General features: G+C 54.0%; 9 protein-coding genes. 4 read left to right on the top strand and 5 right to left on the bottom strand.

The window, feature by feature from the left end; translation table 11 throughout:
- The first annotated feature begins 10 nt into the window (after window positions 1–10).
- From RIN61_RS18525 to RIN61_RS18510, 4 genes are all read left to right on the top strand, one after another.
- The gene (locus RIN61_RS18525; RefSeq protein ID WP_215520418.1) at window positions 11–1,984 is read left to right on the top strand and encodes an acyltransferase family protein; all 1,974 of its coding nucleotides are present in this window, start codon (window positions 11–13) and stop codon (window positions 1,982–1,984) included.
- An 86-nt stretch (window positions 1,985–2,070) separates the two neighbouring features.
- Entirely contained in the window at window positions 2,071–3,807 is a 1,737-nt protein-coding gene (locus RIN61_RS18520) for a hypothetical protein (RefSeq protein WP_215520417.1), read from the top strand.
- A gap of 49 nt (window positions 3,808–3,856) precedes the next feature.
- Window positions 3,857–5,050 (top strand): glycosyltransferase family 4 protein, encoded by a 1,194-nt coding sequence (locus RIN61_RS18515; RefSeq protein WP_252192049.1) that lies wholly within the window; start codon window positions 3,857–3,859, stop codon window positions 5,048–5,050.
- A gap of 9 nt (window positions 5,051–5,059) precedes the next feature.
- Window positions 5,060–6,250, top strand: coding sequence for a glycosyltransferase family 4 protein (locus tag RIN61_RS18510; RefSeq protein ID WP_313853309.1), 1,191 nt, complete (start codon window positions 5,060–5,062; stop codon window positions 6,248–6,250).
- A 215-nt stretch (window positions 6,251–6,465) separates the two neighbouring features.
- Here RIN61_RS18510 and RIN61_RS18505 read toward each other — a convergent pair whose 3' ends face one another.
- The 5 genes from RIN61_RS18505 to RIN61_RS18480 form a co-directional block, all read right to left on the bottom strand.
- Window positions 6,466–7,530 carry a hypothetical protein gene (locus RIN61_RS18505; protein ID WP_215520415.1) on the bottom strand — a complete coding sequence of 355 codons (1,065 nt, stop codon included), beginning with the start codon at window positions 7,528–7,530 and terminating at the stop codon, window positions 6,466–6,468.
- Between the two features lie 484 nt (window positions 7,531–8,014).
- Window positions 8,015–8,896 carry a glucose-1-phosphate thymidylyltransferase RfbA gene (rfbA, locus tag RIN61_RS18495; RefSeq protein ID WP_215520437.1) on the bottom strand — a complete coding sequence of 294 codons (882 nt, stop codon included), beginning with the start codon at window positions 8,894–8,896 and terminating at the stop codon, window positions 8,015–8,017.
- A 5-nt stretch (window positions 8,897–8,901) separates the two neighbouring features.
- The gene (rfbD, locus tag RIN61_RS18490; RefSeq protein WP_215520414.1) at window positions 8,902–9,798 is read right to left on the bottom strand and encodes a dTDP-4-dehydrorhamnose reductase; all 897 of its coding nucleotides are present in this window, start codon (window positions 9,796–9,798) and stop codon (window positions 8,902–8,904) included.
- Window positions 9,795–10,865 carry a dTDP-glucose 4,6-dehydratase gene (gene rfbB / locus RIN61_RS18485; protein WP_215520413.1) on the bottom strand — a complete coding sequence of 357 codons (1,071 nt, stop codon included), beginning with the start codon at window positions 10,863–10,865 and terminating at the stop codon, window positions 9,795–9,797. The genes rfbD and rfbB overlap by 4 nt, the downstream gene beginning before the upstream one ends.
- 101 nt (window positions 10,866–10,966) lie before the next feature.
- A complete protein-coding gene (locus tag RIN61_RS18480; RefSeq protein WP_215520412.1) occupies window positions 10,967–12,964 on the bottom strand; it encodes a polysaccharide biosynthesis protein in 1,998 nt (665 codons plus the stop codon).
- Window positions 12,965–12,996 lie beyond the last annotated feature (32 nt).

The following is a 12,996-nucleotide window of genomic DNA, read 5'->3' as shown; positions in this document are numbered from 1 at the left end:
GAGTAAAGTGATGTCTTCTGCTCTTGTTTTCAGGCGCGATATTGCAGGGCTTAGGGCTGTTGCTGTTATAGGTGTATTGCTATTCCATCTTGGCTTCTCCTGGGTTCCAGGGGGATTTGCCGGAGTTGATGTTTTTTTTGTAATCTCTGGTTATTTGATTACCAGTATATTACTTCGTGATGCTGCGTCCGAAACTTTTTCCTTCTCTAATTTCTACTTGCGACGAATTAAACGACTGCTTCCTGCTGCCTTGGTTGTAACGATATCCAGCTTGATTGCCGGTTACTTCCTGCTTGACCCTGCGGGATTTGAGAATTTGGCTTCCAGTGCACTGTACGCTTCATTCTTTTCTGCAAATATATACTTTTATTTGAACTCCGGATATTTTGATGCGAGCTCAGAAGAGTCCCCCCTATTACACATGTGGTCGCTCGGGGTAGAAGAGCAATTTTATATATTTTTCCCTCTAATTGTTATCGCACTGTTATCTCGCAGTCGGCGCATTGCCTTCTTCGGCATCGCAGCAATTTTTGTAGCGTCTTTTATTTTTTGCTTGTTCATGGCCTTTCATGATCCGATGTTTGGCTTTTATATGTTCCCAATGCGCGCCTGGGAACTTGGCGTCGGATGTCTTCTTGCTTTTTCGATTGGTAGTTCTGCTTCGGCTTATCTAAGGCAAGGTTTGGCCCTTTTGGGCTTGGTATTGATTGTTGGCTCAATGCTTCTATTGAACAAAGGGCTTTCCTATCCAAGTTATTGGGCTGCCATACCGGTGCTCGGAACTGCGTTGCTGATTCACTTTGGCCGCGAAGTTCCTTTTACCGAGCGCTGCCTTGGCTTTTGGCCTATGCAATTTATAGGAAAAATTTCCTATTCTGTTTATCTGTGGCATTGGCCATTGATTGTATTTTATCGCGCATATTGGTCTGGAAAAGAACTTTCTCTTACAGAATCGTTAGTGCTTCTTACCATTAGCCTATTTATGGGCTGGATATCTTGGAAATACGTAGAAGAAAAAATCCGTACGACGCCCATAAGGCCTCGATTTGTCGTGGGCACGGCGGCCATGGCAACATGTTTATTGGCACTTCTGGCAGGTACGGTACTGTTTTCCAACGGTTTCGAGAGCAGGCTCGTACGAAATACTGCTGAACTTACAGACATAAAGAAAATGTGGGACTGGACTTGTGTAGAACAGAAACTTGTTCCAGGAGGAGGACCTAGCTGTGTAGTTGGAGCCAGTTGGAAAAGCGCTGAAAAACACGGAGTTATTTGGGGCGATAGCCATTCTGAGCATTTCGCGGCCATCTTGGATTCAATTGCCAGCAAGAAAAATATTTCTATCGTTATCGCTCCCCGGTCTTGCCCTCCTTATCTAAATTTAAAATATGTCGGTTATAACAGGCCTGATGCTCCACTTTTTGGCCAGCGCTGTTCGACCAAGCAAGAGCTAATGTTGAAGTGGGTTAATGAATCTAATGATATCGATTTCATTATTATGGCCGCTGCCTGGAGTGGTCATGGCGAGAATCTTGCCTCCATTTCGGCAGATGTTACCAAGCACGGTCCTGAGTTGATGTATGATTCATTCTCAGCCCTTCTTAGTGGCTTGAGACTTGACGGGCGAAAACTGCTCCTCCTTGGTGAGATTCCGCGATTGAATTTCAGCTATAACGCCTGCGCTGGGGCTTCCTTAGGCATCCCATTCCGCCAGTGTTATTACGATTTCCGCACCTTGAATTACACAACTGTTACGGCCAGGCATGAACCTTATAATAGAGTACTGAGACAATTGGCATTGGATTGGAAGGCAAAGGTCTTGCTTCCTAGTCAAATGATGTGCACTCGGGATAGTTGCGGAACGTTCTTTGGTGGCGAGTTTATTTACCGGGATAGCAATCATCTGCGTAGAAACCTGAAGCCAGAAACGAACGCCGTACTTGCCAATGTCATTGGTCTTAATGGGTTCATTGACGAGCTTTAGTGCATTGTGGGTGCAGGAGCTTTGAAGAGCTCCTGCCTTCTTGCAGAATGAAGCACCAGCGTATTCAAGGTTATAAGGTAGTAGAGATGAAAGGTTTGTGGTTGATCTCAGTGCTGGGCTCCTTCTTTCAGTGGTCATTATCACTACTGAACAAGCTTCTGGTCGGGGCTACACTCTGCACCATATTGGTTGTTATTTTCTCAATTGCATCTCAATTATTCCTGATGGCCTCGTTCTTATTACCATTGAAGGTTATCATTCTAATGGGCTCGGACGGCATGCCGGGTTACTTCCCAAGCGTATTAATGCAGTATGAGAAAAACCATGTTATTTTCTTTCTCGTAGCACTTTCCGTTGTTTTTTATTTTCTATATTGGGGTTGCGAGCGCTTGATTCATGTCTCCTCTGATAAGGGGGCAGCGACACTTTTGTCTAAGAGTCGCAAACTTATCATTTTTCCCAATCAACGCGATCTTGCAAAAGTTTTCTTTCATCGCTATACAGGAATGCTGTCTGCATTCGTTTTTTGCTTAATCGCATTTTGCTGTATTGCTTTTGTTTTTGGTACGTTAGCGCTATTTTTGTTCGGACTTGTTTTTGCATTACTTTTAGGGATCGCAATTTTTCTCGAGCATTCCGAGTCTTCAAGAGATGTTATCTTCAGAAGCAGAGTGGTGGTTTTCAATGCCGTTGCGGCGCTTATTTTCATGGCTGGATTCTGTTTCATAGTCGTGGATTTTTTGTTGGGTGGCGGCGTGTCAGGTTATGTCGCTATCATTGCGCTTCTTCTCGTCAGACAGATGTTTGCTCGTGCATCTCAGGGTATATTAGACGGTATATCGCTGTCTTCGCAGCGTGATCAAATAAACGCCCTCTTCTTCCACGCGCATTCTTACTCAGCCCGTAATGCTGTTTTCGATCGTCCAGACTTCTGGGCATTACTTGGTGAAAAGAACACCATAATGATTGAATCTGTCGTACAGGATGTGGTTGGCCGAGAGGCCCGTGTCGTAGATTTCAAGTGGCGTGAGGTCGGTTGTTTTGGAGTATTGGGCTTCGAGGCCAAGTGTCTGGTAGATGGTAAATCAGAGACATTTGTCGTAAAAGTGTTCGAGCCCAGCCGAGAGGGTTTGCTCGTGCACGAGCAGGCACTTCTTTCGGTTGTCGATCGGTCATTCCCTTCATTCTCGTTTTTGGGAAGTACCGTGTTTGAAGGGTTCAAGGTCAGTGTTTTCTCCGCATACCCTTCAAGGGATATTGTATTGGCGGAACAGAACCTTTGTGGTTTGGAAGTCCTGGCAGAGCTCTGGTCGCTGCCACCACCTACTTCTCTGGTTGATATGCATGCTCGCTCAAAGCCAACGCTATCTGCTCGCGTTGCCGCTCTTGATTTTGGTCTTTTGAGATTGGCGGCTTACTCCGGACACGAGTCGGCGGTGGTAGAGCATTGTGCAAACCGGATGCCTGATATATTAGATTTTATTCAGAGCATGCCGCTTTCTATCTTTAATCCGGAATTAAACCTGTCGTCCATGCGACGTGCCGAGAAACGGATTATTGTTTCTCACTGGGGTGCGTGGTCCATCGAGCCTATTGGAGTAGGATGGTATTTCAAAGACAGCGGCCATCGATTTTTAAATGAATGGCTGCAGTTCGCTAAGATTCGACGCCCAGAACTCGAGAAGCTAACTGAGGCACAAGTAACCTTGGTTTCACTTATATCTGCCTTAGATTTCTACTATCGGCGCCAGTCGTTTAGAAGTGCAATAGAATTATTGCCTCAAATTCTGTCTGCCGCTGAGGCATTTCTCGTTGAAGCTTGATGTCGCTTGAACGATTGGTTTCTTTGGAGGGATGATGGCAACAGTCTCAATGATCGTATGGAACGATTTCCTCAATGATGCTCGCGTTCTCAAAGAGGCACAAACCCTCCAGAGCGCTGGCCATGAGGTGACAGTTTTTGCCTTGCATAAGCACGGTGTGACTTCTCGCACACAGGTTTTGAGTGATCGAATCAGGATAATACGCATCCCCCGCAGTCCGTTCTCTTGGCCAAATTCATCTCCCACCTCAACAAGAGGAGTCGGGCGGATTGATCGACTGGGGGTTGTAGGGCGGATGTCCCGAATTGCAGCCAGGCTGTGGACGCATGCCATGTTGTGTTGGCGCATGGCTCGCAGAAGTGCGGATGTGGTACATGCTCATGATGTCAATGTGCTTCCAACGGCATGGTTAGCTGCTCGTTTGAGCGGGGCGAAGCTTATATACGACGCTCACGAAATTAGTACCGGTAGGGAAGGCTATGCCAGTTTCCGGACGTTGGTTGCGATCATTGAACGAGCCTTGATGCCACGAGCCCAGGGCACTATCACCACTACTGACGCTCGAGCTAAGTTCTTTGCACGGGCATATGGAGTTGCGCGTCCAATCGTGCTGCAGAACCGGCCGCGTCTTCAGCCGGAGCAGGTATCCACCCGCATTCGGGATGAACTCCAGCTTGAGCAGCCCTGGCCTATCGTTCTTTACCAGGGGGGACTGCAACAGGGACGTGGGTTGGAGCGTCTTGTTCGGGCAGCAGCTCTGGTGCCGTACACGTACTTCGTTCTCATCGGTGGAGGACGGCTTGATGCAAGTTTACGCTCCATCGCAGCCGAACTAGGTCTAGGGGAGCGAGTTCGCTTTATTCCAACCGTAGGACTGGCAGAATTGCCTAGCTATACCGCATCTGCTGATATCGGCGTTCAGCCGATCGAGAATACCTGTTTAAACCATTTCACCACTGACTCAAACAAATTGTTCGAATACGTACAGGCCGGTTTGCCTGTAGTGGTCTCCGATCTACCAGAAATTCGGCGAGTGGTTAGGAAGCATGATTTGGGCCTGCTAGTTCCGCCTGGGGAGACCGAGGCTCTTGCCGCTGCACTGCGATCGTTGGTTGAAGACGAAGTCAGACGCAAGCTTCATGCCGGGCACTCGCGCACTGCCGCTGCCGTACTGAACTGGGAGGCGCAGGAGGACGATCTGCTCGACCTCTATAAGCGGGTGCTTGGGCCAATGGCAGGCTGATTCAGTACGATGATGACAAAACGAATCCTTTTTTTAAGTTTTTTTTACCCTCCGGATCTGTCAGCTGGCTCGTTTCGTTCGGCTGCGCTGGTCAAGGCGCTGCGTTTGCAGGGGGGGGAACAGTTGCATCTTGATGTGGTCACCACCCAGCCAAACCGTTACAACACCTTTAAAAGAGGCGCCGATACCTGCGAAGAGCATGATGGCTTACATCTACGACGTATTGTTCTGCCGAAGAACAAGGGTGGGCTGCTAGGGCAGGCATGGTCATTCCTGCATTTTGCGCTAGGCGCCTACCGATTCGCTCAGGGTAGAGAGTACGACGCAGTGTTCGCGACCTCGTCTCGGTTGATGACTGCGGTGCTGGGAACGTTTCTGGCGGCCCGCAAAGGCGCGCAGCTTTACCTTGATATCCGCGATATCTTTGTTGAGACCCTGGCTGGCGTGTTCAATTCGCCTATCTGGCGGCCGGTGGTATGGAGTTTCTCGATGCTGGAACGTTGGGTCCTTCGGCGAGCGACTGCCGTCAACCTTGTTTCACCGGGTTTTTTGCCTTATTTCCAGTCGCGATATCCGGACAGAAGGTTCTCGTTCTATTCCAATGGGGTGGATGCTGAGTTCACCGAGCCGCTTGTCTGCACTGAAAAGGACCGAGCAGAAGGAGAGCCTTTACGCGTGCTATATGCGGGTAACATCGGTGACGGTCAGGGGTTGCATTTAATCCTGCCTGCTTTGGCAGAGCGCTTGCGGGGGCGGATTAGGTTTCAGGTCATCGGTGATGGCAGGCATTCGGCGACTCTTCGTGAAGCGCTTAGCCTGCGCCAGCTCGACAATGTAGAACTTCTTGCGCCAGTACCACGCCAGCAAATCAAGGTGTTCTATGAGCAGGCCGATGTATTGTTTCTGCACCTGAACGACCTGCAGGCTTTCAAGCGAGTATTGCCATCAAAGCTTTTCGAATATGCTGCGTCGGGCAAACCAATATGGGCAGGTGTCTCCGGTTTTTCTACTGATTTTATTGCCAAGGAGGTATCCAATGCTGCCGTTTTTCCTTCGTGCAATGTGGCCTGCGCGGTTGAGGCTTTCGAAGCCGTAAAACTAGCTAGTGTCGATCGCCGGAAGTTTGTCGAGCGCTACGCTCGCGAGCGTATCATGGGGGAGATGGCGCGTGAAATACTAGAGCTGACACGATCAGTCTGATCCGCACCGTATCGGTTTGATCTAGGATATATTGACTCTCAGCCAACCTCATAAAAATCGAGAACACAGCATAGGATGAGCAGAACGCTTTAAATGTGCTCTTCGCTTAGCGCTTATTCACTATCTAGACCTCGATTGTGAGCGTTTCCACCATTATTCTTACATCGACATTGATAAATCTCCAGCCCGCAGAACCTTCGGGCTGGAGCAAGCATTTACCAGTTGACGATTGACACCTTTTCATTCGGAGGTGTGAACACGACTCCAGCCCTGTAGCTGTAACTATCGCCCTTTTTGAGCTCGAAACCGTTTGGTCTAGTAGACTTGTCCGCCAATACGACGCCGAGATACCACTTAGAGTACTTGCTACCTCTGATCAACATCTGACGTTCGTCCACGTAACGTGCATCGCCGTCTTCGTAGCCGCGATCCATCCAAAGCATCATGCCGCCGTGCTGCTCACTCTCAAAGGACGCAGCCCAGACGCTGGGGTTTTGCGATTTTGGCCCAGTATTAAAATCAACATCAATATATTGTTCAGTTGAGATTTCAGAGCCAAACAACGTCCGCCAATCTTTGAAACCAGTGGTAACAACTTGCAGACCGTGATCGGCGAAAACCCCGACGTCATCAAGAGCTGTATTTTGAGCATCAACATATATACCGCCATTCCGAAACTCTACTACAAACTCCTGACGCATAACCAAGCGCCCGGATTCTTTTGTATTAAACCCAACAATCTCGTTTGTCACATACACCGTAATATCTTCAGCCCTACCTCTTCCCGGGTCAGATTTTTCAACACCATCAATAACTATCTGGAAGTTAGTATTTTTTGCTGTGGGCTTACCATCGACGGCCCCTGTAGATCCATGACTGCCACCAGTATACGCCGTAGATCCCTTATCGTAATTACCGAGCGCCTTTACAATCATCGGTGGAAGCCAACCACTATCGGTGCGGTTTACTAGCATCCATTTGCCGAACGCACTTCCATTCTTTTCTCGATGCTCCACGGCACGAATATTCGGCAAATTATTTACACCCCAGCGCTCGAATGTAACCCTATAGCTATGCTCGCCATCATCCCACCAAACACGCAGAGCTTTTCCATCTCTGATATCCCAACCAAGTTCAGAAATTTCCCTTTCTTTTTTCTCGCCAGATGCAGACCAGAAATCAGTACCCTTGAACGGGGGTAACTCACTTTTAGGCAGAGAAACGATTACCAATATTGCCATCACTAATGCCGCAGCAAAAACTAAAATCTTTCTTTTCACGAATTGCTCTTCCAGAGATAGCCCCTCCCGGGCCTTGCAACCGCAATACTATCCTCTGGAAAGAGGATTCGCAAAATCAAGAGACCTTGACTTAGCCAGCGTTCGGTAATCCGTGTGGTTGCTGAGTTCTTTATCCAAATCCATGACGGTGGCTCGTTCCACCCAAACGGCCACCGGATGCGCGATGGCATGCTCCGAGTGATCTGCTCGGGTTCGGCATTCGATTAGATGCTCAAAAACGATCGCTAAAGCGACCAGCGGAGCTAGGATTGATCGCTTTGCGAATCTGGATGTTTGATCGGCCTTAGGTCCGGCAGCTCAACATCATCGAGCGCATGTTTGGCTCGCTGAAAATGAACCGCCGGATCGTGTCACGCATCAATAAGCCCTAGAAATCTCCACCGCCATGGTTTCGCTGGCTTAATCCATACACTGTTTCAAAATTTCTTTCGTACAGAACGTAAGATATGTGCTCAAGTGTCGCCTAATAAACCCTATCCCCCACCAACCTCTTCAAATACTGCCCATACCCATTCTTAGCCAACGGCTCCGCCAGCTTCAGCAACTGCTCCGCCCCAATCCACCCCTGCCTGTACGCCACCTCTTCCGGACAAGCCACCTTCAACCCCTGCCGCCGCTCGATGGTCGCGATATACCCACTCGCCTCGAGCAACGAGTCGTGCGTCCCGGTATCCAGCCAGGCATACCCGCGCCCCATGATCTCCACCGACAACCGGTGCTGCTCCAGGTACACCCGGTTCAAATCGGTAATCTCCAGCTCCCCCCGCTCAGATGGCTTGATGCCTTTGGCAATCTCGACCACGTCCTTGTCGTAGAAGTACAACCCGGTCACGGCATAACTGGACTTCGGCTTGGCCGGCTTCTCCTCCAGGCTGATCGCCTTGCCCTTCTCATCGAACTCGACCACGCCGTAACGCTCGGGGTCGTGAACGTGGTAGGCGAACACGCTGGCGCCTTCGCCACGGTCCATCGCGCTGCGCAGCAGCTGCTGGAAGTCATGGCCGTAATAGATGTTGTCACCCAGCACCAGCGCCGACAGGTCGTTGCCGATGAAGTCTTCACCAATCAGGAAAGCCTGTGCCAGGCCGTCTGGCGAGGCCTGTACGGCGTAGCTGATGTTGATGCCCCACTGGTGGCCGTCGCCCAGCAGTTGCTCGAAACGCGGGGTGTCCTGCGGGGTGGAAATGATCAGGATGTCCTGGATACCCGCCAGCATCAGGGTGGTCAGCGGGTAGTAGATCATCGGCTTGTCGTAAACCGGCAGCAGCTGCTTGGAAATAGCCAGGGTCGCGGGGTGCAGACGGGTACCCGACCCGCCCGCCAGGATGATGCCTTTACGCTTCATAGTGGTCATTTCTCGTGTATTTCCGTAAGCATGCGAGCCACACCCAGGCGCCAGTCTGGCAGGGTCAGGGCAAAGGCTTGCTGCAGTTTATGGGTATCCAGACGCGAGTTGGCCGGCCGCTTGGCCGGGGTCGGGTAGGCATCGGTGGTCAATGGGTTGACCTGTTCGGCGTGGGCTTTCAATGGCACGCCCAGGGCCGCTGCCTGCTCCAGCACGTAACGGGCGTAACCGCACCAGGTGGTTTCGCCGGCCGCCGCCAGGTGGTACAGGCCGGTCAGGGCCGGCTCGCGGCGGGTGGCGGTGATGGTGTGGGCGGTGATGTCGGCGATCAGTTCGGCACCGGTCGGGGCGCCATGCTGGTCATCGATCACGCCCAGGCTGTCGCGTTCCGCCGCCAGGCGCAGCATGGTCTTGGCGAAGTTGTTGCCACGTGCGGCATACACCCAGCAGGTGCGGAAGATCAGGTGCTGGCAACCGGAGGCCTGAATGGCCTGCTCGCCGGCCAGCTTGCTTTCGCCATAGGCATTCAGTGGGCCGACGCTGTCGTCTTCGCGCCAGGCTTGAGTACCCTGCCCCGGGAACACGTAGTCGGTGGAGTAATGTACCAGCAGTGCTCCGCAGTCGGCGGCGGCGCGGGCCAGCACGCCGACGGCTTCGGCGTTTACCTTGAAGGCTTGCTCGCGGTCGCTTTCCGCCTTGTCCACGGCAGTGTAGGCAGCGGCGTTGACGATTACATCGGGAGCATAGGCGCGCACGGTTTCGGCCAGGCCCGGCAGGTTTGCCAGGTCACCGCAATGTGCCTTGCTACGGGAATTGAGCGCCAGCACCTGGCCCAGCGGGGCCAGGCTGCGTTGCAGTTCCCAGCCTACCTGGCCGTCCTTGCCCAGTAGCAGAATCTTCATGCCGAGCGCCCTGCGTAATTTTTCTCGACCCAGTCGCGGTAGCTGCCGGACTGTACGTTCTGCACCCACTCCTGGTTGTCGAGGTACCAGGCCACGGTCTTGCGAATGCCGGTTTCGAAGGTTTCGGCAGGCTTCCAGCCCAGTTCGCGCTCGAGCTTGCGGGCGTCGATGGCGTAGCGGCGGTCATGGCCGGGGCGGTCGGTCACATAGGTGATCTGCTCGGCGTAGGGCTTGCCGTCGGCGCGGGGGCGCAGTTCATCCAGCAGGGCGCACACGCGGTTGACGATTTCCAGGTTGGGCTTTTCGTTCCAGCCGCCCACGTTGTACACCTCGCCGGTCTTGCCGGCTTCGAGCACGCGGCGGATGGCGCTGCAGTGGTCCTTGACGTACAGCCAGTCGCGAATCTGCTGGCCGTCGCCGTAAACTGGCAGCGGTTTGCCAGCCAGGGCGTTGACGATCATCAGCGGGATGAGCTTTTCCGGGAAGTGGTAGGGGCCGTAGTTGTTCGAACAGTTGGTGGTCAGCACCGGCAGGCCGTAGGTGTGGTGGTACGAGCGCACCAGGTGGTCGCTGGCGGCCTTGCTCGCCGAGTACGGGCTGTTGGGCTGGTACTGATGGGTTTCGGTGAAGGCCGGTTCGTCGGCGGCCAGCGAACCATACACTTCGTCGGTGGACACATGCAGGAAGCGGAAGGCCTGACGCGACTGCTCATCCAGGCCGCCCCAGTAGGCGCGAACGGCTTCCAGCAGGCGGAAGGTACCGACGATGTTGGTTTCGATGAAGTCTTCCGGGCCGTGAATCGAGCGGTCGACGTGCGACTCGGCGGCAAAGTTGACGATGGCGCGCGGCTGGTGGGTTTTCAGCAGCTGTTCCACCAGCGCGGAATCCCCAATGTCGCCATGCACGAAAGTGTGCCGCGCATCGCCCTGCAGGCTGCTCAGGGTCTGCAGGTTGCCTGCGTAGGTGAGTTTGTCGAGGTTGACCACGGGCTCGTCATTGCCGGCCAGCCAGTCCAGCACGAAGTTCGCGCCGATGAAGCCCGCACCACCAGTTACCAGAATAGTCATCGTTCAGTTCTTCCCAATTCCCGCGTTCAAACTTCACAACGTTTGAAGTTCATGTAGGCGTTCCTTTATCGGCACCGCCGTTTATTTTGTAAGTGCAGCGTTCAGGGCTCCATGCGCCGGCGCTGGTACAGCCAATCCACGATTTCCCCGCCAGGCACGTAACCGCTTACGGTGTCGCGCAGCAACTGTCGCACAGTGGCAAAGTCATCTTCCGCAGTCGCCTCGCGCAGGGCGTCAAGACGCTGCTTCAGCACGTCCCAGGGCAGGTAGTCCTCGTGGGCGCTCATGATCATGGGGTGGCGGGTGGCAATCACGTTGTCGCCGATCAGCAGCTCTTCGTACAACTTCTCGCCCGGGCGCAGGCCGGTGAAGTTGATGGCGATGTCGCCCAGCGGGTTGCGCTCGGAGCGGATACTGAAGCCGGACAGGTGAATCATCTTTTCCGCCAGTTCCACGATCTTCACTGGTTCGCCCATGTCCAGCACGAACACATCACCGCCCTGCCCCATGGAACCGGCCTGGATCACCAACTGCGCGGCCTCGGGGATGGTCATGAAGTAGCGGGTGATTTTCGGGTGGGTAACGGTCAGCGGCCCACCGGCCTTGATCTGCTTGTGGAACAGCGGAATGACCGAGCCCGAGGAGCCCAGCACATTACCGAAGCGCACCATGGTGAAGCGGGTCTTGTTCACCTGCGAGACGTTGCCGGTGTCACCCATCAGTACTGGTGCCAGCTCGCGGCTAAGGGCCTGCAGCACCATTTCGGCCAGGCGTTTGGTACTGCCCATCACGTTGGTGGGGCGCACGGCCTTGTCGGTGGAAATCAGCACGAAGTTGGCAACGCCGGCCTGCAGCGCGGCCTGGGCTGTGTACAGGGTACCGAACACGTTGTTCGACAGGCCTTCGGCAATGTTGTGCTCGACAATCGGCACGTGCTTGTAGGCCGCGGCGTGGTACACGGTGTCCACCTGCCAGGCGCGCATCACATCGAGCATCTTGGCCTGGTCGCGGACCGAGCCGAGGATAGGGATCAGCTGTACGGCCAGGCCTTCGCGATTGATGCGATGTTCCAGTTCGCCGGCAATGGTGTACAGGTTGAATTCGCTGTGATCGAACAACAACAGGGTGCGCGGCGTCTGCCCGAGGATCTGGCGGCACAGCTCGGAGCCGATCGAGCCGCCGGCGCCGGTCACCATTACTGTCTGGTCGATGATGCAGTGCTGTAGCAGGTCGCCTTGTGCCGGCACCGCATCGCGGCCCAGCAGGTCGGCAATGTCCACTTCCTGGATGTCATCCACCTTGACCCGGCCGCTGGCCAGGTCCATGAAGCCGGGCACACTGCGCACGTGCAGCGGGTAGCCTTCCAGCAGGTTGAGGATTTCGCGGCGACGGCTGCGGCTGACCGAGGGCAGCGCCAGCAGGATTTCTTCGGCGCCGGTATCGTCGATCATGCGTTGCAGCTGTTCCGGCTGGTACACCTGCAGGCCGGCGATCACCCGGTCGGTAATGCTGGCATCGTCGTCGATGAACGCAACCGGGCGCATGGCCTTGCCCATGCGCAGCGCCGCCACCAGCTGGTTACCGGCCGAGCCGGCGCCATAGATGGCCACCCGTGGCAGGCCGTCGTTGCGGTTGGCAAAGGGCACGTGCTGCACGGCAGTGGCAAACCAGTCGCCGAGGAAGTACTGGCGCATGGCCAGGCGCAGGCCGCCGACCATGATCAGGCTCAGCCACCAGTAGTTGAAGGTAATCGAGCGCGGCACCACGTTCTGGTGGTTGCTGGCCCAGTAGATGATGAAACCGAGGATCAGCGCCGACAGGGTTACCGCCTTGATGATGGCGATAAGCGCGTCATTGCCGAAATAGCGCATCACCGCCCGGTAAAGACCAAAGCGGATGAACAGCGGGATCGAGATGATCGGCGCCGTGATGAACAGCCAGGTGTGATCACGGACAGGGTTGGCCAGGTCATCGATGCCCAGGCGCACGACAAACGCCAGCCACAGCGCGAACCAGACCAGAATTACATCGGTCGCTACCTGGATCAGCCGCTTGTGGCGTCGAGGTAGTCCTAGCAGTCTTGAGCGCAGCTTATCCATAGAACCTCTGAGAGCGTTGCAAAGTGACATGT

This window comes from Pseudomonas inefficax, from assembly GCF_032164165.1.
GTDB lineage: Bacteria > Pseudomonadota > Gammaproteobacteria > Pseudomonadales > Pseudomonadaceae > Aquipseudomonas > Aquipseudomonas inefficax.
This window is presented reverse-complemented; position numbering and strand designations above follow the sequence as displayed.